Source organism: Terrabacter sp. FW104-15G4B, from assembly GCF_058790095.1.
Genome location: NZ_JBYTCI010000006.1, coordinates 151,719 through 176,316, shown reverse-complemented (window position 1 = coordinate 176,316; position 24,598 = coordinate 151,719). Strand labels below are relative to the sequence as shown.

The following is a 24,598-nucleotide window of genomic DNA, read 5'->3' as shown; positions in this document are numbered from 1 at the left end:
ACCCCCACTCCCTCCGTCGAGTGGGCACTTTCCCACGCCCCCGCTCACGGGCAGCGCCTCGCCCGACCCACGGCCTGAACAGGTCGCCGATATCAGCTGGCGCGCCGACCGGTGGGCTGAGGATGATCGCCCTGTGGACGTCGACATCACAGTCACCGGTGGCCTGGTGCGCGGCCGAGCCGAGGCCGACCTCGTGGTCTTCCGCGGGATCCCGTACGCCGCGCCGCCCGAGCGGTTCGGTGTTCCGCAGCCGGTGATCCCCTGGGACGGCCCGCGCGCGGCAACCAGCTTCGGGCCGCCACCCCCGCAGTCCGCGAGCTTCGGCATGGACCACCAGGCCGCCGACGACGGCGACGACTGGCTGACGGTCAACGTGTGGTCTCCCGACCTCGGCGGCGGGCTGCCGGTCATGGTGTGGATCCAGGGCGGTGCCTATACGTTCGGCATGTCCGGGCTCCCGGAGTACGACGGCAGCAACCTCGCTCGAGACGGCGTCGTCGTGGTGACCTTCAACTACCGCGTCGGGCTCGAGGGCTTCGGCCACGTCGACGGGACGATCGCCAACCGCGGCCTGCTGGACCAGGTGGCGGCGCTCGAGTGGGTGCAGCTCAACATCCGCGCGTTCGGCGGCGACCCCGGCCGCGTCACCACGTTCGGCCAGTCGGCGGGGGGCGGGTCGGTGGCGGCGCTGATGGCCATGCCGCGAGCGGCCGGACTGTTCCACCGCGCGATCGCGCAGAGCGTGCCGGGCACGTACTTCACGCCCGAGCTGGCCGCTGACATCACACGAGAGTGCGCCGCCGAGCTGGGACTCGACCCTTCCCAGCTGCTCGAGGTGGAGCCTCGACTGTTGCCTGCCGCGGCCGATGCCGTCGCAGCGAGGATGGGTGAGTACGTGGGCCGGTGGGGAGCGGCTGCACACGCGTCCACCCCGTTCGCGCCGGTCGTCGACGGCGACGTGCTGCCCACGACGCCATGGCAGGGACTGACCGGACAGGTGGAGCTCCTCGTCGGGCACACGCGTCACGAGCAGCGGTTGTTGACGGCCCTGAGCGGGATGCTGGGCGAGATCACCGAGGCACAGGCCGTCGAGACCGCGCTCGTCTTCGGGCCTGATCCGCAGCGCTACCGGGAGAGCTTCCCGGACCCCGAGAAGCTCTACGAGGTGGTGCGCTCGGACTGGCTCTTCCGGATGCCGTCGCTGAAGCTCGCCCAGGCGCAGCTCGCGGCGGGTGGCACGGCCTACCTCTACGAGCTGACGTGGCCCGCTCCGGGCATGGGTGGCGCCTTCGGCGCCTGCCACGGTCTCGACGTGCCACTGGTGTTCGGCAACCTCACGACCGGACAGCCGGCGATGCTGATCGGCACGCCGACCGCGGAGGCCCAGGCCGTGTCGGACCAGATGCGCCACGCGTGGACGGCGTTCGCGACGAACGGCGACCCTGGCTGGCCGACCCATGACACCGGCCTGACTCGGATCTTCGACGTCGACCCGGCGGTCACCGACTATCCCGAGCAGGTGTCCCGCGAGATCTGGAAGGACTACCCGGAGGTGCTCGACCTGGCCTGAGCGCCCGGGCACCGCGAAGGGCGGGCACCCGACGGTGCCCGCCCCTGCCGATGCTGACAACCGGTCAGGCGGGGATGATGAGTCCCTGGGTCGCCTTGGCACGCTCGAGGCGAGCAGCGACGTCCTGCCAGTTGACGACGTTCCACCAGGCCTTGACGTAGTCGGCCTTGACGTTCTCGTACTGGAGGTAGAAGGCGTGCTCCCACATGTCGAGCTGGAGCAGCGGGATCTGGCCCACGGGGATGTTGCCCTGCTGGTCGAACAGCTGCATGATGTGCGGCCGCGCGGCGATGGTGTCCCAAGCGAGGATCGACCAGCCGGAGCCCTGGATCGCGTTGGCGTTGGCGCTGAAGTGCGCCTGGAACTTCTCGAAGCCGCCGAAGTACTCGTCGATCGCGGCCTTGACCTCGCCCTCGGGCTGGCCACCACCGTCAGGGCTCATGTTCTTCCAGAACACGGAGTGGTTGGTGTGCCCGCCGAGGTGGAAGGCGAGGTTCTTCTCGACTCCGTTGAGCGCAGCGTAGTCGCCGGACTCACGCAGCTCCTCCAGCTTCGCGACGGCTGCGTTGGCGCCGTCGACGTAGGTCTTGTGGTGCTTGCTGTGGTGCAGCTCCATGATGCGAGCGCTGATGTGCGGCTCGAGGGCGGCGTAGTCGTAGTCGAGATCGGGAAGCGTGTAAGCCACTTGTCGTTCCTTTCTGGAGACCATTCGGCTCCGCCCACTCTATGCCGCAGCGCAGGAGCGTCGACAAGGTGTGGGAGAGCGCGGCTGCGGGTTCGTACCCACTTGTCCCACCCTCCGACTTCGACCTCACTTGAGGTCAAGGAACCCCGCGAGCGTCTCGACGACGAGCTGGTGATCGTCGCGCTGCGGCAGGCCCGACACCGCGATGGTGCCGACGCAGCCGACGTCGCGGACGACGACCGGGAAGGCACCGCCGTGGGCGGCGTAGGCGGCCGGGTCGAGGCGAGAGCTCTCCTCGAACGTCTTGCCGGCGGCGCGGAACTGCTCACCGACGTAGAGGGAGGAGTGGCCGTAGCGGTCTACGACGGCGCTCTTGCGCTCGAGCCAGCCGTCGTTGTCGGCCGTCGCGCCGGGCAGCGCTGCGTGAAAGAGCCGCTGGCCGTTGCGCCGGATCGAGATCGCCACCGGCAAGGCCGAGGCTCGGGCCGCTTCTCGCAGTGCGACGCCCACCGCCCACGCCGTGTCGTCGTCGAAGCGGTCGAAGACGAGCCGGGCCTCCTGGGCGGCGAGCTCGTCGAGGGTGGGGTTCTGGGTCACGGCCCGATTGTGCACCTGACCGGGCCGTGCATCACGAGAGCGCCAGCAGGTCGCGCACGTCGTCGGCGGTGATGGCGCCCGAGAGGGCCCCGCCCTCGTCGACGACGCGCTGGAACAGGTCGCGCTTGCGCTCCTGCAGCGCGACGACCTTCTCCTCGATGGTGCCGGCCGACACGAGCCGGTAGACGGTGACCGGCCGGTCCTGCCCGATGCGGTGGGCGCGGTCGATGGCCTGCGCCTCGGCCGCAGGGTTCCACCACGGGTCGAGCACGTAGACGTAGTCGGCCTCGGTGAGCGTCAGTCCGAAGCCGCCGGCCTTGAGGCTGATGAGGAAGGCGACCGCCTCCCCCTCGCGGAAACCACGCACGACGGCCTGGCGGTCGGTCGTGGACCCGTCGAGGTATGCCGTGTCGAGCCCGGCGCGGGTCAGCGCGGACTCGACGAGGCGCAGGAAACCGGTGAACTGGCTGAAGACCAGCGCGCGGTGCCCCTCGGCGGCCAGCTCGCGCAGCTGGTCGACGAGGAAGTCGATCTTGGCCGCGGTCGCCTTGCCGGCGTGGACCTCGTCGACGAGGACGGGGTCGAGGGCGAGCTGGCGCAGCCGGGTCAGCGCAGCCAGGATCGCGACGCGGTTGGACTCGGGGTCCTCGAGCAGGCCGAGAACGCGCTGCCGCTCACGCTGCAGGTGCTGGTCGTAGATGTGCCGGTGGACCGGGTGCGGGTCGAGGGCCATGACCTGGATCTGCTTGGGCGGCAGGTCGACCGCGACCTGCTCCTTGGTGCGCCGCAGCATCAGCGGGCGGATGCGCCGGCGCAGCAGGTCGAGCAGCTCGGGGCGCTCGCCCGACTCGATCGGCTTGCGGTAGCTCTTCGTGAAGACGTCCGGTCGCGGGTAGAGGCCGGGGGCCGTGAGCGAGAGCAGGGACCAGAGGTCCATCAGGGAGTTCTCGAGGGGCGTGCCGGTGACGGCGATGGTGAAGGGGGCGCCGAGCCGGCGCACGGCGACGTGGGTCTTGGCCTGGCGGTTCTTGACGAACTGAGCCTCGTCGAGCACCACGCCGCCCCAGCGCACGCCGTGGAAGGCGGCGTCGTCGAGGCGCAGGACGGCATACGAGGTGATGACGACCTCGGCGCCGGCCACGGTGTCGGCGAGCGACTGGCCGCGCTTGCGCTCGGTCGCGGTCACCGCCACGGACGCCAGGTGTGGCGCGAAGGTCTCGAGCTCGCCCATCCACGTGCCGACGACGCTCGTCGGGGCGACGACGAGCACCGGGCCCCGACCATCGGGACCGCGGTCGCCGAGCTCTCCGCGGTCGTGGGCCCGCACGAGCGCCGCGATGACCTGGAGTGTCTTGCCCAGGCCCATGTCGTCGGCGAGGATGCCGCCGATGCGGGCGTCCCACAGCCGCGCGAGCCAGCGGTAGCCGTCGAGCTGATAGGGCCGCAGGGTCGCCCGGAGGTCGGGCGGCACCTCGGCCAGCGGTCCGGCGTCCAGGGAGCCGAGCGCCTCGACGTTGGCGGCCCACCGGGCGCTCTGCTCGTCGACGACGCCGAGTGCCGCGAGCTCGTCCCAGAGGTCGGCGTGGTGGGCGCTGAGGCGCAGCGCACCGGTCTCGGGGTCGGCGATGTCGCGGGCCTCCTCGATGAGGTCGCGCAGCCGGTGCAGCTCGGGGCGGTCGAGGCGGAAGAACGACCCCGACTCGAGCAGCATGATGTCGTCGCCGCGCGCGAGCGCGCCGAAGAGCGGCTCGAAGGGCACCTCCTCACCGTCGACCTCGACGGAGACCCGCAGGTCGAACCAGTCACCGGGGTCGGGGTCGCTGCCCTCCTGCCGCCCGCCTCCGGCGCCGACGTCGCCCACCTCGGTGGCGCCGAGCCGCACCACCGGGGCTGAGGTGACCTCCTCGAAGGCCGGGAGGTCGTCGTCGATCTCGACCGTGACGTGCTCGTCGGCCTCGAGCAGGGGCAGGGTGTCGGCGACGAACCGGGCCGCATCCAGGCCGGTGAGCACGACTCGGGGAACGAGATAGGCGTGGCCGCCGAGGTCGGAGCGCAGCGCCCCCGGCACCGGTCGCAGCGACGTGGCGGCCTGCACCGCGGCGGACTCGGCGTCACGGTCGCGCCCACCGACGGTGCCGAAGCGTTGCGTCGTGAAGGGACGCGGCGTGCCGTCGTAGGCGTGGCCGAGGTCGAGGCGTACCTCCCCGGGCACGTCGCTGACGACCCGGACGTGCACGGTGACGACCTCGGGCTGGACGTCCTCGGGCAGGTCGGGAGCGGGCAGGGGCACCTCGGAACGCACCCGGAGCCGCTGGCGCAGCCCCGGCACCACGGTGCGCAGGAAGCGGCCCCGCTCGTCGGCCGGCACCCGCAGCCCGGCGAGCGCCGAGGCGAGCGCGTCCGGACCCAGGTCGAGGTCCTGCTCGAGCGGGACGAACGCCAGCGAGCCGTCGTCGCCCTCGATCGCGAAGGCGTGCACCGGGTCACCGAGGAGCAGCCGTTCGCCGGTGGCCTCGGGCGGCAACCCCTCGACCTCGAGGTCGAGGTCGAGGTCACCGCTGCCGTCGCCGGCCCGCCTCACGAGCAGGACGAGGGTCGCAGCGTCGTCGGCGACGTGCACTGGCCCCGTGACGCCCTCGCCGGGCAGGATCTCGATGCCGGCGGCGCGCGCCTCGCGCAGCAGCGGCCAGACGTCCGGGCTCGCGTCGAGCGACAACGGCGGGGTCGCGGAGAAGTAGGTGGTGCCTCCCGAGCCGCGGCGGGCGACGTCGTGCAGACGGCCCATGATCCGCTCGTGCTCGGGCAGGAAGCGGATGCCAGGGCGCCACTGCGGCAGGGCGTCGTGCCACGAGAGGGTGCGGTGCCACGTGCCGGCCCGTGTCCAGCGGGTCGGGCGCAGGCCGTAGCTGAGCTCCGGCACCCCGCGTCGTCCGCGCTGGTCGCGGTAGACCGTGTCGACGAACAGCCCGGCCGGCATGAGGTCGCCCCGGGCCTCGGGCCGCTCGGGCGCGGGTGCGGGGCGGTCGGTCCGCGGACGCACGTGGCCGAGCACGTCGGACCAGTGCGGGGCGTGGGCGGTCGGCGCGGGGACCGGCTGCGCGAGGTCGGCCCCACCGTCGTCGTCCGCACCCGACGCCGGTTCGAGCACGTGGCCGTGGGCGATGTCGCGGGCGACCAGCATCAGGGCCACGACGTGCTTGCAGTCGGCGGCGACCGGACAGCTGCACCGGCCGCTCCACAGGTGGGAGCGGCCCTTCGGGTGCGGCCGAGCCTCGATGATCGTCTGGTACGTCTCGCTGCTGCTGCCCTCGATGGTGCCCAGCAGCATCATCCCGTCTGCGCGCGTGGCGAACGAGCGCACGCGGCGCTGAACGGCATACGCCTGCCCGCGCTCGAAGGTGCGGCTGCCCACCTGCTGGGCGATGTCGGGGTCGGTGACGTCACCGACCCACGTCGCCCGACCTACGCTCCACGCCACCCCAGCACTGTACGTTCGCCCGCCGACACCGCCGCGTCTCGTCCACAGGGTCGGGCAGGATGGCCGTATGCCGACCCCGCCGCCCTCGACCGGCTCCACCGACCCGCGCTCGCTGACGCTCGCCGACTTCCCGGTGCACCGCCGGGTGAGCACCCGGTGGTCCGACAACGACATGTACGGCCACCTCAACAACGCCGTCTACTACGAGCTGTTCGACTCCGCCATCAACGGGTGGCAGGCGGAGCACGTGACCGTCGACCCGCTGACCGACGCGACCCAAGGGGTCGTCGCGGAGTCGTCGTGCGCGTTCTACGCCGAGGTCGCGTTCCCGGCGCCGTTGGTCGTGGGCGTACGCGTGGTGCGCCTCGGGCGCAGCAGCGTCACCTACCAGCTCGGGCTCTTCGTCGATCCCGAGCGCGGTGCCACGCCCGACCCGGCCATCAAGGCGCTCGGGCACTGGGTGCACGTCGAGATCGACGCCGCCACGCGGCGGCCGACCCCGATCCCGCAGCACCTGCGGGCGCTCATGCAGGCGGCGGCGGTGGAGGCCCCGGCATGACGCCGGACTGGCTCGAGGAGACCTGGGAGGGGTGGACGGCTCGCGTCGCATCCGACCTCGCGGCCCTGACCGAGGACGACTGGATGACCTTCACGGTCCACGTGCCCTCCCAGGCGTCGAGTGCGCATGCCGCCGCGCAGGCTCCCCACCGGTGGCGCCGGCCGGGGGGACGGTCGGATGGGCGAACGGATGGTCGGCCGGGCCCCACCCGCGTGCCGGACGTCTTCGTGCAGGTGCGCCGCCTCGGGGACGTGCTGGCGCTCGAGTGCATCGGCGACACGGAGTTCGAGGGCCTGACCGAGCTGAGCCGCGACCAGCAGTCGGCCCTCACGGACCTCGGCTGGGAGCGCCAGGGCAGGGAGCCGGAGTTCAGCAGCACCTTCACCGACGGAGTGGCCGCCGCCGACCTCGTGCACGCGAGCCTCACCGAGGTCCTCGGCGCCACGACGCCCGCCGACGTCGACATCCGCCGCGCACCCCGACCGTAGGCGCTGAAGGTCAGGCGTCGACGGACGACCGTTGGTGCGCGTGATCGCGAGACACGCCGTACGACACGCCGTGACTCCTGCCCGGGGTCGACCACCGGTCGTCCGTCCGCAGGACTGGTCCATCACCCGGCGAGATGGGCCCACCTCTGGGAGAGGTCGCGCCACGGGGCCGCCTCGACGACCCGGCCGCGCTCGAGGACGACGACCCGGTCGGCCTGCGCCAGGGCGGCTGCCTTGCTCGTCGCGCCGATGACGGTCGCCCCGCCCGATCGCAGTGCAGCCCAGAGCTCGATCTCGGTGGCGGCATCGAGCGCCGAGGACACGTCGTCGGCCAGCAGCAGGTCGGCCCCACAGGCGAGCGCCCGCGCGAGGGCAAGGCGCTGCACCTGTCCGCCGGACAGCCGGACCCCGCGGTGGCCGACGAGCGCCTCCGGGCCGCCGGCCTCGGCGACGTCCCGTTCCATGCGGGCCGTCGCGAGTGCAGGCTCGACGCGACGGTCGCCGTGGTCGAGCGCGATGTTGCCGGTGAAGCTCCCGGACAGCACCCGTGGCACCTGTGCGATGTGCGAGACCCGACCGGGCCGCAGGTCGACCTCCGGCTCGGACAGGGCGCGCCCGTTCCAGAGCACCTGACCGGTGTGGGCGGTCAGCCCGGCCAACGAGGAGAGCAGGCTGGACTTGCCCGAGCCGACCTGGCCGAGCAGGAGAACCAGCTCGCCCGCGTGCACGGTGAGGTCGACGTCCTGCACGCCGATGGTGCCGTCGTCGTGAACCGCGGTCAGGCCGCGGAGCGTGAGGGTGTGCAGCGCCTCGCGCGGCCCGGGCTCCGGGTCGTCCGCGGTGCCGCGCACGAGGTCCATGCCCGGAGGGAGGTCCACCAGGTCGCCACCGCCGGCGAGCTCGCTCGTGGCGGTCATCCAGGCGCGCACGCCGGGCGCCTCGGTCACGACCGAGCCGGCGACCCGGCCGAACCAGTCGAAGCCGCTGACCGCGTTGGCGACGAGGAGCGTGATGGCGAGGGGCCACGTGCCATGGAGGAAGCCTGCCCACGCCGCGACGACACCGCACTGCACCATGACGACCGGCACACCGTCGAGCAGGGCCTGGACCCGGTGCTCCCGCACGGCTGCGTCGACCCGTCCTCCGTCGACCTGGTGCAGGTGCTGGTGCACCTGCGGGGTGGCCGCGGCGAGCTTGACCGTGCGGATCGACTCGAGCCCTGAGACCAGGGCCCTGCCGAAGTCGGCCCTTGCCGTGGAGGCTGCGGCTGCCGATCGCCCGGCCACCGGCCGTCCCAGGGTCGAGGCGAGCGCGGACACGACCATCACCACGAGCAGGACCGCACCGGCGAGCCACGTCCCGGCGATCAGCGCGGTCACCGAGGCGACGACGAGTCCGTTCGTGAAGTCGACCCAGCGGTCGGTGTAGCGGGCCAGTCGGTCGGCGTCCATGGTGCGGGCGACCACCTCGCCGGGCGGGGTGCGCACGAGCCGGCGCTGCGCGGTCTGGCCGGCGAGCACCGCGGCGCGCACGCGGAGTCGAACCTCGACCCACCAGTGGGGATAGGAACGGAAGGCCTGCGACAGCAGGAGCGGGCCGATGACGAGCGAGACGACCAGTGCCGCGGTCAGCAAGCCCGGATTCTGTCCGGCCTGCAGGTCGGTGACGATGAGTCCCCAGATCCAGCCGGTGAGGGCGCCGAACGCTCCGGTCAGCGAGGCGACGAGGAAGAGGGAGGCGCCGACCAGGCCCCACTGCGGCTGGATGCGCACGGCGTGGAGCACCTGCCGAGCCAGGCTCGGGATCGGAGCGAGCGCGGGAGGCGGCGGCGGGGTGGTACTGCGACGCGCCGAGCCGATCGCGGTGTCGTCGTGGTGGTGCTCCTCGACGGCCACCTCGTGGGCAGCCGCCTCCAGCAACCGGCGGAACGGCCCGTCGACGGTGGCCAGCCTCTCGCGCGGGCCGTGCTGGACGACGCGACCCGCCTCGAGGACGGCAACCTGCTCGGCCCGCTCCGTCGTCGACAGGCGGTGGGCGACGAGGATGCCGGTGCGACCGGAGATCAGCCGGTCCGCGGCCCGGACCACCCGCGCCTCCGTGACCGGGTCCATGCGGGCCGTGGCCTCGTCGAGCACGACGACGCGCACGTCGCGCACGAGGAGACGGGCAAATGCCACGAGCTGCTCCTCGCCCGCCGACAGCGTCGTCCCGCCCGGGCCGAGCATCGTGTCCAGTCCGGCGGGCAGCCCGCCCACCCAGTCGGTGAGCCCCAGCTCGGCGACCGCAGCCTCGACGCGAGCCCGCGGCGCATCACCGAAGAGCGTCATGTTCTCCGCGAGCGTGCCGGCGAGCACCTCGGTGCGCTGGGTCACGACACCGACGGCGGCACGCAGCTGCTGCAGGTCGAGGTCGAGGACGTCGGTGCCACCCAGCAGCACCGTGCCCCTCGGCGGCTCCACCGCCCGGGACAGCAGCGAGGCGAGCGTGGACTTGCCGGAACCCGTCCGGCCGACGAGCGCGCAGGTGTGCCCGGCCGGCACGACGAGATGGACGTTGCGGAGGGCGAACGTGCCGGTGCCGTAACTGAACTCGAGACCGCGGAACTCCACGTCGAGCGGGCGGTCGGGCAGGGGCAGCCCGCCCGTCGGCTCCGCCGGTGACCCGAGCATCGCGCGCAGGCGTAGCACCGCGCCGAACCCCTCCTGCAGGTCGGGCAGGTGCCGTGCCAGCATGTCGACGCCGCCGACGAACATCGTCGTCACGAGAAAGAGGGTGACCAGTCGCGCCGTCGACAGGTCACCGGCGAGCACGAGGGCGGTGCCGACCACGGCCACCGCGGCCAACGCGCCATGGAGGAGGCCGCCGCTGCGTCGGGTGATCCGGGCCTCGACCTGGAGCACCCTGTCGAGCGCCGCGTGGACCCGGGCCGCCATCCGGGCGTTGCGGCGCAAGACGTGCGCCTGCCCCAGCGCGGTGCGCAGGTCGTCGCGGGCGGCCACGCCCTCCTCCGTGGACGCTGCATGGTCGGTCCAGGCGGCCTCCTCGACGACCTTGCGCTCGGCGACCTGTGGCAGCAGCCGGCGCACGACCCAGTACGTCGCGAAACCCGTGAGCGGGAAGAGAACCGCGGCGGGCCACCAGGCGAGGCTCGCGACGACCCACAGTGGCCCTGAGGCGAGCAGGGTGCGCACGGCCTGCCACACGCCCCAACGCATGAGCTGGCCGACCTCCCAGGTGTCGTCGTCGATGCGGTCGAGCACCTCGCCCACCGCCTGCTCGGACAGCTCGGACAGCGGCTGGGACATCGCGGCGTCGAGCAGGTCCGCGCGCAGCGCGCCCTCGGCCCGGTCGCACACGGTCGCCCAGATCGTCTTGGCGACCGTGTCGATGAGGGCGCCGCCGACGACGCAGATCGCCAGCAGCGCGACCAGCGTCGAGGTGGCGTCCTCGGCCAGCCGACCGGCGACCATCGAACCGAGCGATGCCGCGACGGCACCGACCAGGGACAACGTGAAGCACGCGATCGTGAGCGGGCGACGGACGCGGCGCCAGTCGACGGGGACACGACCCTCCGGCGTCCCCCCAACTCGGAAAGACCCGCCCGGCTTCGTGCCGCTTGCGTCGTCGTACCCCACCCTCGTCATCGTCACAGTCCCTGAACGGTACCGACGACCACGGACAGCCCGCCTCCGGTTTTCCCGCCCGCGCCGCGACGTCCTCAGAACGCGCCGGAGCGAGGGCGGTAGCGCCGCAAAGCAGCGATGACCTGGCCCTCGCGGTGGGTGAGCTGGACCAGCTCGTTGCGCAGCGGGTCGCAAGGTCCGCGCCGGGTGCGCTCCCGGACCCGGACCTCGTCCATGCGGTCCTGCAGCTCGACCAGCTCGCGGATGAGCTCTCGGACGCCCATCGTGGATGTCCTCGGTGTGCCTGAAGAAGTGGCAGTGGTGGATGTCATCGGAATCTCCCGACGGGCGCCTCGCCCTGTCGCCTGGCCCACTGCGGTTGTAGGCACCACAACCATGAGGCTTCGTCAGCAACCATGTCAAACCGGATGCAGCCGTGGGGATTCGGCGTTTCCCACGAACCGCGGTGGGTACGGGGAGTTGAGCGTTGAACAGAAGGCGCGACGCCCCGGGCTGGGGAGGATCGCCGGCCCCGGAGACAGGAGCGCCGCCCGTGCCTGCAGCACCTCTGAGACCCAGCACGCTTCCCGAGCCCGTCGCCTCGACGGCGCCCAGTGACAGCCCACCTCTACCGAGCATCGGTGTGGAGGAGGAGTTCCTGCTCCTCGACCGGGCCACCGGACTGCCCGTCCCGGTGGCCGGCCCGGTGCTGGCCCGAGCCAGGTTCGTCGGCGGGTGCGGCGATGCCGCCCTGCAGACAGAGGTCCTCCGCTCACAGGTGGAGACCGCGACCCCCGTGTGCCACAGCCTCGACGACGTGCTCGCCAGCCTTCGCGGCTCGAGGCACGCCCTCGCGGTCGCGGCCGAGGCCCACCACGTCGGCCTCGGGTCGGTGGGCGCGTCGCCCGACTGCCAGCTCGAGCAGCCGGTCACGCAGAACACCCGCTACCTCGCCATGCGGCGCCAGGCGCCCGCCCTGCTCGACGAGCAGCTGGTCAACGGGATGCACGTGCACGTCCAGGTGCCCAGCCGCGCGCTGGGCGTCCAGGTGATGAACCGGATCCGACCGTATCTGCCTGTGCTGCTGGCCTTTTCGGCCAACTCGCCCGTCTGGCGGGGACGTGACAGCGGCTTCGCGAGCTGGCGCGCGGTGCACACGCAGCGGTGGCCCGTCGAGGGGGCCCCTCCGCGCTTCGTCGACCTCGACGACCACGACCGTCAGGTGGCCGCCCTGATCCGGACCGGCGTCATCCTGGACGTCGGGATGGTCTACTGGCAGGTCCGGCTCAGTGAGCGCCTCCCCACCGTGGAGGTGCGGGTCGCCGACGTCGCGCCCGACGTCGCGAGCGCGGCCGCGTTCGCCGGGCTGGTCCGGGGGCTCGTCGTCGAGGCGCTCGCCGACGAGGCCGCCGGGCAGCCGTGCCCCAACCCCCCGGCCGCGCTGCTGCGGGCTGCGTCGTGGCAGGCCGCACGCCACGGCCTCGGCGGCGAGCTGGTCGTGCCCAGCTCGCTGTCGGACTCGTCGGACGGCATGCCTCGGATGGAGCCGGCCGCGTCCGTGGTGCTCGAGCTCGCTTCTCGTTGCGCCGACCGCATCGGCGCAGACGGGGACCTCCTTCTGCGCCTTGTCAGCTCGGTGCTCGAGAAGGGCAACGGCGCGCAGCAGCAACGGCGAGCTCTCGCAAGGGGAGGCCTGCCGGCCCTGGTGGACCTCGTGTGTCACTCGCCACACGACGCCTGACGCCTCTGCGTCACCGCTCCCGAGGCGGGGTACTTGGTGGCCGTGGAGACGAACCAGACAGCAGACCAGCAGGCCGGGCTCGACCAGGACACGACCCCGGTCCTCGACACCATCTCGAACTTCCGGGAGCAGGACCTCTACCCATTCTCCCTACCGGGGCACCGCTTCGGGAGGGGCATCGACGAGCGAACGGCCAGCGTGCTCTCGAGGGGCGCCTTCGAGGCCGACGTCATCATGGCCAAGTCATCGGTCGGTGACGCCGAGAAGCTGTATGCCGCCGCCGTCGGGGCCCGAGACGCCGTCTTCACGACGTGCGGCTCCAGCATCTCCATCCACACCTGCCTGCTGACGATCATCGGTCCCGGCGAGAAGGTGCTCGTGGACCGCAACGTGCACAAGTCCGTGGTCGCGAGCCTGATCCTGGCCGGCGCTCAGCCGGTGTGGCTGCGGCCTTCCTGGGACCACGAGCGCGAGATCGCGCATCCGGCGACGACGGAGACGGTCAAGCAGATGCTCGAGGACGACCCCGAGATCCGCGCCGTCATGCTGATCACGCCGACCGAGTACGGCACCGGCGCGGACGTCAAGGGTGTGGCCGACCTGTGCCACGAGCGGGGCCTCCCGCTCATGGTCGACGAGGCCTGGGGTGGTCACTTCGGCTTCCACCCCGACCCACCGACGGCTGCCGTCAAGGCGGGGGCCGACCTGTCGGTCCAGAGCCTGCACAAGGCAGACGGCGGCCTGTGCCAGGCCTCGATGATCCTTGTCGGGGGTGACATCGTCGACACGGTCGACCTACGGCTGCGGCTCGACCTCATCACGACGACGAGCCCCTCGCCGCTCATGTTCGGCTCGATCGACGGGTGGCGCCGCCACCTGGCGCTCAACGGCAAGGAGCTCATCGACGGCGCCCTCAAGCGCGCGGCCATGATGCGCGAGCGCCTGGGCGCCATCGAGGGCTTCACGGTCATCGGTGAGGAGATCCACGAGACCACGGGCGTCGCCGAGTGGGACCCGCTGAAGCTGAGCGTCGACGTGACGGCCCTCGGGGTCACCGGCTACCAGGTGAAGGACTGGTTGGAGTCGGAGTGCCAGATCGCCGCCCAGCTGGGCGACGCCCGCCGCATCGTGTTCTCGCTGACGTACGCCGACGACGACGAGGCGATGGAGAGGCTCGGCGACGCGATGGAGAAGCTCGCGGCCGCTCCGCCCCAGGAGCAGCGGCCGGCACCGGCCATCCCGCCGCTCGAGGAGCTCGACCTCGAGCAGGCCATGTCCCCGCGGGAGGCCTTCTTCGCCGAGACGGAGCAGGTGGAGGACCCGGTGGGTCGCGTCGCCGCCGAGATGGTGAGCCCCTACCCGCCCGGCGTGCCGGCGGTCCTCCCCGGTGAGCGCTTCAACCAGGCGGTCGTCGACTACCTCCGGGCCGGGAAGGCTGCGGGCATGACGATCCCCGACGCCTCCGATCCGGATCTGACGACCTTCCGCGTGGTCAAGGCGGCCGCCGAGGGGCTCACGAAGGGCTGAGCGGCGTCCGGGCGGTGCGGCGCGCCGCCCGCCGCATCGCGGCGGTGTAGAGCGGGCGGACGTAACGCTTGGCCCGCCAGGCCAGGTGCCCCTCACGGTCGGTGAGGATGACATCGCGGCGGGCGTCGATGCCGCGCAGGACGGTGGCGGCGACCTCCTCGGCGCTGCGCCGGGAGCCGCTGACCATCTTCTTCCCGGCCGCCTCCATCTCGCTGTCGGCCCCCTGGAACGACGCCCCGAGGTTGGTGCGGAAGAAGGACGGGCAGACGACCGACACGTCGATGCCATGTGGCGAGAGCTCGTGGCTGAGCGTCTCGCTGAGGGCGACGACACCGGCCTTGACCGTGTTGTAGGCGGCCATCCCGGGCGCGTGCACGAGTCCGGCGAGCGAGGCGGTGTTGACGATGTGGCCGCTGCCCTGGCCCTTCAGAAGGGGCGTGAAGGTGCGGCAGCCACGGACCACTCCGAGCAGGTTGATGTCGATGATCCAGTCCCATTCGTCGATCGTCGCGACGTCGATACGCCCGCCCGCAGCGACGCCCGCGTTGTTGACGAGCAGGTCGAGCCCACCCCATGTCGTGCGGACGCGGTCCAGGGCAGCGGCCCAGTGCTCGTCCCGTCGGACGTCGAGCGTGAGGTATGCCGCGGCGTCCGGCAGCGCGTCGGGCCGCTCCTTCAGCACGTCAGTCGCGAGCACCTGGTCGCCGCGCGCGACCATGGCGCGGACGAGGGCGAGCCCCAGACCTGACGCGGCGCCGGTGACGAGAACGCGGCGCGGGGAGGTGGGCTGACGGCGGGGGCGGGACGGCATACGCCCCAACCTACTGTCGGACGGTGAGCGTCACCTTGCCGTGGGCGCGGCGCTCGTCGATCTCGGTGAGCGCGGCCACGACGTCCTCGAGCGGGTGGCGGCTGCCGATCGGCGGGGCGAGCCCGCCGGTGACGAGGAGCGGCAGGATCGCGTCCCACTGGGTGCGCAGGTAGGACGCGTCGGGTGTCCAGAAGGCGCCCCAGCCGACGCCGACCACGCTGAGGTTGTTCAGGAGCAGCCGGTTGACCTTGACCTCGGGAATCTGCCCGGCGGTGAAGCCGATGACGAGCACCCGTCCCTCTGGGGCAAGGCAGCGCAGGCTGTCGGTGAAGCGGTCGCCGCCGACCGGGTCGACGACCACGTCGACGCCGCGGCCCCCGGTCAGCTCCTTGGCAGCTTCGAGGAACCCCTCGGCGAGAAGGATGTGGTGGGCCCCGGCGGCCCGTGCCGTCTCGATCTTGTCCTCGGACGACACGACGGCGATCACGCGCGCGTCCATGGCGCGCGCCAGCTGGATGGCCGCCGTGCCGATGCCGCCGGCGGCGCCGTGGACGAGGACGTCCTCGCCGCGCTCGAGCTGCCCGCGTCGGGTCAGCGCGAAGTGCACGGTGAGGTAGTTCATCGGCAGCGCCGCCCCGACCTGGAACGGCACGTCGTCGGGCAGGGGGAAGACGAGGGCCTCAGGCACAGCGACGGTCTCGGCGAAGGCCCCGAGGACAGGGAAGGCAGCGACGCGGTCGCCCGGGTGGAACCCCGTTCCCTCGCCCGCCTCCCGCACGATGCCCGCACACTCCGCGCCCGGCACGAACGGCAGGTCCGGGCGCAGCTGGTAGAGCCCGCGCGTCATGAGTACGTCGGGGAAGCTGAGGCCCGCCTCGTGCACGTCCACGAGGACGTCGCCTGCTCGGAGGGTCGGCTCGGGCACCTCCTCGACGGTGACGGCGGACGGTCCCTCGAGGCTCGTGATGCGCGCTGCTCTCATGGGCCGACCCTAAAGGTCACACCGAGCAGGTCGGCGTCGCGGGAGCTTCGACCGACGCGCAGCTCGAAGTCGCCGGGCTCGACGACGCGCCGACCGGCAGCGTCGACGACCGAGCAGGCGGCGGCGGGGACCTCGAGGCGCGCGGTCACCGACTCACCAGGCGGCACCGTCACACGACGGAACGCCTTGAGCTCCTTCGCTGCCCACGTGACGCTGGTGACGAGGTCGGTGACGTACGCCTGCACGACCTCGTATGCCGTCCGGTCGCCCGTGTTGGTCAGCGTGACCTCTGCGGCGACGACGTCCTCGGGCGAGACCTCGGTGACGTCGAGCACGAGGTCGGACCACTCGACGGTCGTGTAGCTGAGGCCCTCGCCGAAGACGAACTGCGGCTCCTGCGTCAGGTCGGCGTAGCGGTGGCCGTGCTGTCCACGGACCTGGTTGTAGTAGGTGGGCTGCTGGCCGACGTGACGCGGGACGGAGACGGGGAGACGACCCGCCGGCTCGATGTGGCCGAGGACGAGCTCGGCGATGGCACGTCCGCCACGCATACCGGGACTGAACGCCTCGATGACGGCAGCGGCGCGCAGGGCGCTGGGAGGCAGGACGTTGGGCTTGGAGTGGAGCAGGACGACCACGACCGGCGTGCCGGCGTCGTCGAGAGCGTCCACGAGGGCGTCGAGGAGCGCGACCTGGCCGCCTTGGAGGTCGAGGGTCGCGGTCGAACAGCCTTCTCCCGTCAGGGAGATCGTGTCACCGAGCACGACCACGGCGAGGTCGGCGGCACGCGCCGTCGCCACCGCGGCGGCCAGCTGGTCGGGGTCGACGGGTGCCGCGGCCGAGATCGGCGGGCGGGGCTGGCCGTCTGGGAGGACCGGCCCCTCCGGGTCGGGGACGAGGCTCTCGATGTCGGCGCCGCGGGCATGGGTGACGGTCCACGTCGACGGGACGACGGCGCGGAAGCCGTCGAGCACGGTCTCGACGGTCTCGCGCGGGTGGCCGTCGGGCATCCAGTCGACCTGGCCCGACGCGCCGGCCCAGTCGCCGAGGTTGGCCTGCGGGTCGTCGGCGTTGGGCCCCAGGACGGCTACGGTGCGCGGGACGTCGATGGCGGCATACGGAAGCGTGCCGTCGTTCGTCAGGAGCACGAGCGAGCGTCGAGCCCCCTCGAGGTTGAGGGCGGCGTGCTCGGCGACGCCGATGACCAGCCGCTGTCGCTCGGGGTCCGGCGGGCGCGGGTTCTCGAAGAGACCGAGCTCGAGCTTGAGCCGCAGCACCCGGCGAGCGGCCTGGTCGATCTGGTCCTCGTCGAGGAGGCCCCGGGCCACGGCTTCCTGCGCGGCGTCGAAGAAGGCGGGCGTCGTCATGACGAGGTCGTTGCCGGCGTGGACGGCGACGGTAGCGGCCTCGACGTCATCGGCGCAGACCTTCTGCTCCCACACCATGCGGCCGACGTTGTCCCAGTCGGTGACCAAGGTGCCGGTGAAGCCCCACTCCCCCTTGAGCACCTCGTCCAGCAGCCAGCGGTTCGCCGTGACGGGGACGCCGTCGATGGCCTGGTAGCCGAGCATGAAGGTGCGGCAGCCCTCCTGCACCGCGCGCTCGAAGGGTGGCAGGAACCACGACGCGAGCTTGCGGCGGCTGAGGTCGGCCTCGCTCGCGTCGCGCCCGCCCTGCGTCTCCGAGTAGCCGGCGAAGTGCTTGGCGCAGGCGAGGATCGCGGTCGGGTCCGTGAGGCCGTCGCCCTGGTAGCCGCGGACCATCGCCGCGCCGAGCTCGCCGATGAGGTGCGGGTCCTCGCCGAAGGTCTCGCCGACGCGGCCCCAGCGCAGGTCCCGGGTGATGCAGAGCACGGGCGAGAAGGTCCAGTGGACGCCCGTCGCAGACACCTCGACCGCCGTGACGCGTGCTGCCTGCTCGACGAGGTCCGGGTCCCACGAGCACGCCATGCCGAGCTGCGTGGGGAAGATCGTGGCCCCCGGCCAGAAGGAGTGGCCGTGGATGCAGTCGTCCGCGGTCAGCAGCGGGATGCCGAGCCGGGTCTGCTCGGCCAGGGCGATGGCCTGGTGCATGCGTTCGGGCGAAGTGTGCAGGATCGAGCCCGCCAGCTTCGTATGGACCGTGTCCGCGACGTCGCCGCGGGCGTCGAGCTGGAGCATCTGGCCGACCTTCTCCGGCAACGTCATCCGACCGATCAGGTCGTCGAGACGCTCCTCGACGGGGAGCGACGGGTCACGGTAGGGCGGAGAGGTCGGGGCGGGCGTGTGGGCGTCGTCGGTCACGAGACGACGCTAGCCGACCCACCCGGACCTAGGCTGGCTGCGTGATCGAGCCCCTGACGCGCCTGCCCGACGGGACCATCAAGCAGATCAGCCCCATCACGGGGACCAAGGTGTGGACCCTCCCCGGCCGGGCCGCGCGGCCTCTGGGGCAGCCGAGCCGCCACCCGCAGCCGATCGACCCGCACGACCACGACCGGCACTGTGCCTTCTGCTGGGCCCGCATGCGGGAGACCACTCCGGAGATCGCGAGGCTGGTGCGCGACGCCGACGGGTGGCGCGACGTGCGGGGGCTGCTCGTCGAGCAGCTGGACGACACCGTCCCGCAGTTCCGGCTCATCCCGAACCTCTTCGAGATCCTCAGCTACGACTACTGGCACCTGGCCCACGGCTGGGAGCCGACGGCCGACTCCACGGCTCGGCGGACGGCATACCTCTCGACGCCCAGCGGGCGCGAGCACGTCACCGCCCTCGCGCGTATCCGGATGCGTGCCCGTGGCAGCGCCGGCGCGGAGGCCGTACCGCTCAGCGCGAGCGACCTTGAGCGCGAGGCCGTCGCTCTCTTCGCAGGCAACCACCAGGTCGTCGTCGCTCGCCGACACTTCGTCGACGGCGCGACGGACGAGTCGCAGCTCGCGGGGTCGGGGACCCTGACGCCCGAGGAGCACTGGAAGTACGTCGAGTTCACCATCCGGGCCATCCGCGATCTCTACCGGGACAACGACTGCGCGCAGTACGTGTCGGCCTACCAGAACTGGCTCGCGCCGGCCGGGGCGTCCTTCGACCACCTCCACAAGCAGGTCGTCGCGATCGACGAGCTCGGCGCCCAGCAGGCGCGGGAGGTGGCGCGATTGCGCAGCGAGCCGGACATGTTCGCCCGGTGGGGCGCCCGGTATGCCGTCGAGCAGGGGCTCGTCGTCGCGCACACCGAGCATGCGGTCGCCTTCGCCGGCGTCGGACACCACTACCCCGCCCTGGTGGTGCACGTGACGGACGGCAACGGCTGCCCCTGGGAGATGAGCGAGGAGCAGGTGCGCGACTTCTCCGACCTGGTCCACGCCTGCCACGCGGCGACAGGGGTGCACGTGCCCTCGAACGAGGAGTGGCACCACCGGCCGCCGTCGGTCGACCTGCCGATGCCGCTGCGGGCCGTGGTCAAGTGGCGGGTGTCGACGCTGGGCGGCTTCGAGGGTGGCACGAACATCTCCGTCAACACGATCGACCCGTGGAGCGTGCAGGAGCGCACGGTGACGAACCTGCGCCGGCTGGCGGCCGACGGACTGGTGTCGGACCGTCTCGAGATCCCCTGACGTCAGACCTGGCTGCCGTGGCCCTCGGTGCGACCCTCGCCGACCCCGCGACCGGTGGCGGACTGGAGCCGGTCGATGTGCTCGGACGCCTGCGCCTTGGTGAGGTCGGCGGGCAGGCTCTCGCCTGCCTCACGAGCCAGGGTTTCGAGGTAGCTGCGCTGCGCGCCGGTCATGGCCTCGTCGCCGGTACCCAGTCCTCTAGGTCCTTGACCGTGGAGTCGCCGGACGCCCCCGCACTGGTCGCACCGATGACATCCTTCGAAGGTGTGTTCGATTCGCTCATGACTCGCTCATACCCACTGGTCAGCCAGGTGTCGCAGCCCGGTCGAGCGCCGTCTGGAGGGCGGCTGCTGCCGCATCGACGTCGTGCGCCGTCCAGGGCGGCCCTCCGAGCTGCGCCCACGCGCAGCCGTCGGGGCGGATCACGGCCAGGAACGTCGACGTCCTCGGCGGCCCGCCGGTGGCCGGGGCCCAGCGGTCGACGATGGTGCCGCGAAGCAGGGTGGCGCTCACGGCGCCATTCCGGAGCTTCGTGGCAGTGGCGTTCGCGCACGCGGTGGCGCCAGCCAGCAGCGCTGGACCCATGGCGAGCGGGCGGTGTCGTGGGGGAACCATGACGGTGCAGGTCATGGTGCGAGCCACGCGCCCGGGGTCGGGCGTGGTCCCCGGGCGACCCGGGTCGGGGCCCGGAACGGCTGAGCTGGTCCACCTCTGCGCGCCGGAGGCATGGACGAGGGCATCGACCGACAGACCGGTCCACGGGACGGCCTCCTTGCAGTCGGGCGCGGGCGGGAGCTGACCGGGGCAGGCGTCAGCGTCGGGGCCCCGGTGCACGGTGACGGTTTCGTCCGCGACCGACTCCGGGTCTGGGCGCCAGCGGCCGTCGATCCGCAGCGGACCGGATCCCGAGCCTCGAACGTTCGTCGTGGAGCAGGCCCTCAGGTCGACGGGTGTCATCCGCGGTGTAGAGGGGGCGGCCGGTCCGGAGGTCGGCTGCAGGACCACCTGGGGTGACGGCGGCGGCCGGTGCTGCGGCGCCGCGGTGGTGCATCCTCCGACGGTCGACCCCACGGCGACGGCCAGCAGCAGCACGACGCGCCGGGGCCTCCTTCCGCGAGCGCGTGTTCGCGCCTGGAGAGCAGGGTGGCGCACGTCGCCGGTCACCAGGTCATTGTCCATGGAGCCACGCAAGCCTGATGGCTGCTGCACGGAGTGCGTGCCGTCAGAAGGGCGGCAACTCAGGAGCAATGGGCGGCGGCCCTTCCGGCGGACCGGCTCCTGCAGCGGCATCTCTGAGGCTCGCACGCCAGTCCGTGGGGAAGGTGGCGTAGCGACTGCCGGCGACCGTGTCCAGGCGAGCCCGTCGTCCTCGACGGGCTCTCAACGGGCGAACGCCATGGCCTGGGTCACGTCGCCGCGTAGCATGTCGCGCCGGTCGAGGAGGTAGTTCTGGCGCATGAGCCAGGGCGCCCCGTCGCCCTGCCGGGGGAGCTCGTCCGCCGCGCGCCGCACGTAGCCCGAAGCGAGCGGCAGCAGCGGCTGGCCCTCCATCCCCTCGGGCGCCTGCGGCGTCGCGACCCGCCAGGCGTGCTGCTGCATGTGGTTCACCAGCCGGCAGACGTAGCGGCTCGCGAGGTCGGCCCTCAGCGTCCACGAGGCGTTGACGTAGCCGACGCACACGGCGAGGTTGGGCACGCCGGCGAACATCAGTCCGCGATACACCGTGAGGTCGCCCGTGGGTCGCGGCTCGCCGTCGACGGTGAGAGCGATGCCGCCGGCGATCTTGATGCGCAGCCCGGTCGCCGTCACGACGATGTCGGCGTCGAGCTCGCGGCCCGAATGGAGGCGTATGCCGTGTGGCACGAAGGTCTCGATCGTGTCGGTGACGACGTGGGCCCGTCCACTGCGGACGGCCTCGAACAGGTCGGCATCGGGCACGACGCAGAGGCGCTGGTCCCACGGGTCGTAGGTCGGGGTGAAGTGGTCGGCGACGAGATCGGTCGAGCCCAGCGACCTCGCAGCGCCCTTGGACAGCAACGACCTCATGACGGCGGGGCGACGGCGGCTCAGCTCGTAGGCACCCATCGTCGCGAGCACGCTCTTGTAGCGGGCGGCGGTCCCGGCCGCACGAGCCGGCAGCACTTTCTGGAGCACATCGCGAGCCCTGTCCTGCCGCGGCAGCGAGGCGATCCACGTCGGCGTGCGCTGCAGCATGGTCACGTCGGCGCCCCGGTCGGCGAGCGCCGGCACGAGCGTGACGGCGGTGGCACCCGACCCGACGACGACGACCTTGCGGCCCGCCACGTCGAGATCATCCGGCCAGAACTGCGGGTGCACGACGTCACCCTCGAACGACTCCAGGCCGGGCAGCTGCGGGTCGTGCGGCCGCTCGTAGTCGTAGTAGCCGCTGCAGAGGTAGAGGAAGCCGCAGGTCAGCTGCTCGCGTACTTGATCGTGCTCGACCGTCACCGTCCAGCGGGCGTCCTCGCTCGACCAGTCAGCACCGACAACCCTGTGCCGCAGACGGATTCGTTCGGCGATGCCGTACTTCCCGGCCGTCTCGTGCAGGTAGTCGAGGATCTTCGGGCCGTCGGCGATCGCGTCGGGGTCGGTCCACGGCTCGAACGGGAAGCCGAGCGTCATCATGTCGGAGTCGGACCGGACGCCCGGGTAGCGGAAGAGGTCCCACGTGCCGCCGAGCGAGTCCCGCGCCTCGAGGATCGCCCAGGTCCGCGACGGGCTCATGGTCGAGAGGCGGTAGCCGGCGCCGATGCCGGACAGGCCGGCCCCGACGACCAGGACGTCCAGGTGCTCGAGATCGCTCATCTCGCCATTCTCACCCACTGTGACGCATGCCGCGCGACCGCCTACCGGACGGTAACCAGCGGCTACCCTCGGGCGGGTGACGACGGCATACCCCTCCCTGCTCGAACCGCTCGACCTCGGCTTCACGACGCTGCGCAACCGCGTCGTCATGGGGTCGATGCACACGGGCCTGGAGGACCGCGCCAGGGACTTCGACCGGCTCGCCGCCTACTACGCCGAACGGGCCCGCGGCGAAGTCGGCCTTCTCGTCACCGGCGGCTTCGCCCCCAACCTCGCGGGCGCGCTCTACCCCGGCAGCTCGGTGCTCGTCACGGCCCGACAGGCCCGCCGACACCGCGTCATCACGAACGCCGTGCACCGCGAGGGCGGGAAGATCGCTCTCCAGATCCTCCACGCGGGCCGCTACGCCTACCACCCGCTCGCCGTCTCCGCGTCGGCGATCAAGTCCCCGATCTCCCCCTTCGCGCCGCGGGCGCTCAGCCACCGCGGCATCCGGAGCACCGTCGCGGCCTACGCCCGCTGTGCGCGCCTGGCGCGCGAGGCCGGCTACGACGGCGTCGAGATCATGGGATCCGAGGGATACCTGATCAACCAGTTCCTCGCGCCGCGCACCAACGCGCGCACCGACGAGTGGGGTGGCTCCGCCGAGAACCGCAGTCGCCTCGCGGTCGAGGTCGTCCGTGCGGTCCGCGAGGCGGCCGGCCCCGACTTCGTCCTCGTCTACCGCCTCTCGATGCTCGACCTCGTGCCCGACGGGCAGTCCTGGGAGGAGGTCGTCGCCCTGGCCAGGAAGGTCGAGGCGGCCGGCGCGACGATTCTCAACACCGGCATCGGCTGGCACGAGGCGCGCGTCCCCACCATCGTGACCTCCGTGCCGCGCGGCGCCTTCACGCGCGTCACCGCGAAGCTCCGCCCCGAGGTCACTGTCCCGATCGTCACGTCCAACCGCATCTCGATGCCCGACCTCGCCGAGCGCGTCATCGCCGACGGCAGCGCCGACCTCGTCTCGATGGCGCGCCCCTTCCTCGCCGACCCGGACTGGGTGGCCAAGGCCGCGGGCGACCGCGCCGACGAGATCAACACCTGCATCGCCTGCAACCAGGCGTGCCTCGACCACACCTTCGCCCGGCAGACGGCGACCTGCCTCGTGAACCCGAGGGCCGTCCGCGAGACGACGCTCGTGCTCGCCCCCAGTCGTCGCTCCAAGCACGTCGCCGTCGTCGGCGCCGGTCCGGCCGGCCTCGCGGGCGCGGTCGCCCTGACCGAGCGCGGCCACCGCGTCGAGGTGTTCGAGGCCGCCGACGAGCTCGGCGGCCAGTTCGCCATCGCCATGCGGATCCCCGGCAAGGAGGAGTTCGCCGAGACCATCCGCTACTACCGCAGGCGACTCGAGCTCGGCGGCGTCAAGGTCCACCTCGGCCGCCGCGCCGAGATGGCCGACCTCATCGACTTCGACGAGGTCGTCGTCGCCACGGGCGTCGAGCCACGGGTGCCCGACGTCCCGGGCATCGACCACCCCATGGTCGTGACGTATGCCGCCGCGGTCCGCGGCGAGGCACCGCTCGGTCAGCGCGTGGCCGTCATGGGCGCCGGCGGGATCGGCGTCGACGTCTCCGAGTTCCTCACCCACGTCGAGTCACCGATCACGATCGAGCGGTGGATGGCGGAGTGGGGCGTCGGCGAGCCGGATGCGTCCCGCGGAGGGCTCGTGGAGCCGCAGCCGTCGCCGTCACCGCGTGAGGTGCACCTGCTCCAGCGCAAGCGCACCCCGATCGGCAAGGGCCTCGGCAAGACGACGGGCTGGGTGCACCGAGCGGCTCTGAAGGCCAAGGGAGTCCACCACCACGTCGGGGTCAACTACGAGCACATCGACGACGCCGGGCTGCACATCACCCACGGCGAGGACCGCTCCGACCCGCAGGTGCTCGCCGTCGACACCATCGTGCTCTGCACCGGCCAGGAGTCCGTCAACACCCTGGGTCCCGAGCTCGCGGCCGCCGGTGTGAGGGTGCACGTCATCGGCGGCGCCGACGTGGCGGCCGAGCTCGACGCCGAGCGCGCCATCCGCCAGGCCACCGAGCTCGCCACCACCATCTGACGCGAGCGTCTGACGCGAGCGCAG

Annotated in this window: 17 protein-coding genes and 1 pseudogene; 7 read left to right on the top strand and 11 right to left on the bottom strand. The window is 72.2% G+C overall.

Going from position 1 to position 24,598, the window contains the following annotated elements; genetic code table 11:
• Window positions 1–133: 133 nt before the first annotated feature.
• A complete protein-coding gene (locus AC3WRT_RS07520) occupies window positions 134–1,570 on the top strand; it encodes a carboxylesterase/lipase family protein (RefSeq protein ID WP_492720840.1) in 1,437 nt (478 codons plus the stop codon).
• 64 nt (window positions 1,571–1,634) lie between these two features.
• On the opposite strand, the gene AC3WRT_RS07515 is transcribed toward AC3WRT_RS07520, so the two are convergent.
• From AC3WRT_RS07515 to AC3WRT_RS07505, 3 genes are all read right to left on the bottom strand, one after another.
• On the bottom strand, window positions 1,635–2,279 hold the full coding sequence (locus AC3WRT_RS07515) for a superoxide dismutase (RefSeq protein ID WP_492720839.1): 645 nt from the start codon (window positions 2,277–2,279) through the stop codon (window positions 1,635–1,637).
• A 102-nt stretch (window positions 2,280–2,381) separates the two neighbouring features.
• Complete coding sequence (locus AC3WRT_RS07510) at window positions 2,382–2,852, bottom strand: heme-degrading domain-containing protein (RefSeq protein ID WP_492720838.1); 471 nt, start codon at window positions 2,850–2,852, stop codon at window positions 2,382–2,384.
• Between the two features lie 31 nt (window positions 2,853–2,883).
• Window positions 2,884–6,330, bottom strand: coding sequence for a DEAD/DEAH box helicase (locus AC3WRT_RS07505; RefSeq protein ID WP_492720837.1), 3,447 nt, complete (start codon window positions 6,328–6,330; stop codon window positions 2,884–2,886).
• 67 nt (window positions 6,331–6,397) lie between these two features.
• On the opposite strand from AC3WRT_RS07505, the gene AC3WRT_RS07500 reads away from it, so the two are divergent.
• Together AC3WRT_RS07500 and AC3WRT_RS07495 are read left to right on the top strand one after the other, a co-directional pair.
• Window positions 6,398–6,889: an acyl-CoA thioesterase gene (locus AC3WRT_RS07500; RefSeq protein ID WP_492720836.1), complete on the top strand. Its 492-nt coding sequence runs from the start codon at window positions 6,398–6,400 to the stop codon at window positions 6,887–6,889.
• Complete coding sequence (locus AC3WRT_RS07495) at window positions 6,886–7,377, top strand: hypothetical protein (RefSeq protein WP_492720835.1); 492 nt, start codon at window positions 6,886–6,888, stop codon at window positions 7,375–7,377. The genes AC3WRT_RS07500 and AC3WRT_RS07495 overlap by 4 nt, the downstream gene beginning before the upstream one ends.
• A gap of 122 nt (window positions 7,378–7,499) precedes the next feature.
• Here AC3WRT_RS07495 and AC3WRT_RS07490 read toward each other — a convergent pair whose 3' ends face one another.
• Together AC3WRT_RS07490 and AC3WRT_RS07485 are read right to left on the bottom strand one after the other, a co-directional pair.
• Window positions 7,500–11,021: an ATP-binding cassette domain-containing protein gene (locus AC3WRT_RS07490; RefSeq protein WP_492720834.1), complete on the bottom strand. Its 3,522-nt coding sequence runs from the start codon at window positions 11,019–11,021 to the stop codon at window positions 7,500–7,502.
• A gap of 74 nt (window positions 11,022–11,095) precedes the next feature.
• A complete protein-coding gene (locus tag AC3WRT_RS07485; RefSeq protein WP_492720833.1) occupies window positions 11,096–11,284 on the bottom strand; it encodes a hypothetical protein in 189 nt (62 codons plus the stop codon).
• Between the two features lie 269 nt (window positions 11,285–11,553).
• On the opposite strand from AC3WRT_RS07485, the gene AC3WRT_RS07480 reads away from it, so the two are divergent.
• Both AC3WRT_RS07480 and AC3WRT_RS07475 read left to right on the top strand, forming a co-directional pair.
• Window positions 11,554–12,741 (top strand): carboxylate-amine ligase, encoded by a 1,188-nt coding sequence (locus tag AC3WRT_RS07480; RefSeq protein WP_492720832.1) that lies wholly within the window; start codon window positions 11,554–11,556, stop codon window positions 12,739–12,741.
• A 42-nt stretch (window positions 12,742–12,783) separates the two neighbouring features.
• Window positions 12,784–14,268: an aminotransferase class I/II-fold pyridoxal phosphate-dependent enzyme gene (locus tag AC3WRT_RS07475; protein WP_492720831.1), complete on the top strand. Its 1,485-nt coding sequence runs from the start codon at window positions 12,784–12,786 to the stop codon at window positions 14,266–14,268.
• On the opposite strand, the gene AC3WRT_RS07470 is transcribed toward AC3WRT_RS07475, so the two are convergent.
• Genes AC3WRT_RS07470 through AC3WRT_RS07460 form a run of 3 tightly spaced genes read right to left on the bottom strand, consistent with a single transcriptional unit; the run spans window position 14,255 to window position 18,343 of the window.
• A complete protein-coding gene (locus tag AC3WRT_RS07470) occupies window positions 14,255–15,079 on the bottom strand; it encodes an SDR family NAD(P)-dependent oxidoreductase (protein ID WP_492720830.1) in 825 nt (274 codons plus the stop codon). The genes AC3WRT_RS07475 and AC3WRT_RS07470 overlap by 14 nt on opposite strands.
• A 10-nt stretch (window positions 15,080–15,089) precedes the next feature.
• Window positions 15,090–16,061 carry an NADPH:quinone oxidoreductase family protein gene (locus AC3WRT_RS07465; RefSeq protein ID WP_492720829.1) on the bottom strand — a complete coding sequence of 324 codons (972 nt, stop codon included), beginning with the start codon at window positions 16,059–16,061 and terminating at the stop codon, window positions 15,090–15,092.
• Window positions 16,058–18,343 (bottom strand): exo-beta-d-1,3/1,6-glucosidase, encoded by a 2,286-nt coding sequence (locus AC3WRT_RS07460; protein WP_492720828.1) that lies wholly within the window; start codon window positions 18,341–18,343, stop codon window positions 16,058–16,060. The genes AC3WRT_RS07465 and AC3WRT_RS07460 overlap by 4 nt, the downstream gene beginning before the upstream one ends.
• A 41-nt stretch (window positions 18,344–18,384) precedes the next feature.
• Here AC3WRT_RS07460 and AC3WRT_RS07455 point away from each other — a divergent pair, with 41 nt between their 5' ends.
• Window positions 18,385–19,650, top strand: a complete 1,266-nt coding sequence (locus AC3WRT_RS07455) for a DUF4921 family protein (RefSeq protein WP_492720827.1) — start codon at window positions 18,385–18,387, stop codon at window positions 19,648–19,650.
• A gap of 2 nt (window positions 19,651–19,652) precedes the next feature.
• Here the strand turns inward: AC3WRT_RS07455 and AC3WRT_RS07450 are convergent.
• The 3 genes and pseudogenes from AC3WRT_RS07450 to AC3WRT_RS07440 form a co-directional block, all read right to left on the bottom strand.
• Window positions 19,653–19,933 (bottom strand): annotated as a pseudogene (locus AC3WRT_RS07450) (DUF3072 domain-containing protein).
• Between the two features lie 20 nt (window positions 19,934–19,953).
• Entirely contained in the window at window positions 19,954–20,163 is a 210-nt protein-coding gene (locus AC3WRT_RS07445) for a hypothetical protein (protein ID WP_492720826.1), read from the bottom strand.
• A gap of 867 nt (window positions 20,164–21,030) precedes the next feature.
• Window positions 21,031–22,476, bottom strand: coding sequence for a flavin-containing monooxygenase (locus tag AC3WRT_RS07440; protein ID WP_492720825.1), 1,446 nt, complete (start codon window positions 22,474–22,476; stop codon window positions 21,031–21,033).
• A gap of 76 nt (window positions 22,477–22,552) precedes the next feature.
• Here AC3WRT_RS07440 and AC3WRT_RS07435 point away from each other — a divergent pair, with 76 nt between their 5' ends.
• Window positions 22,553–24,574, top strand: coding sequence for an oxidoreductase (locus tag AC3WRT_RS07435; protein ID WP_492720824.1), 2,022 nt, complete (start codon window positions 22,553–22,555; stop codon window positions 24,572–24,574).
• Window positions 24,575–24,598 lie beyond the last annotated feature (24 nt).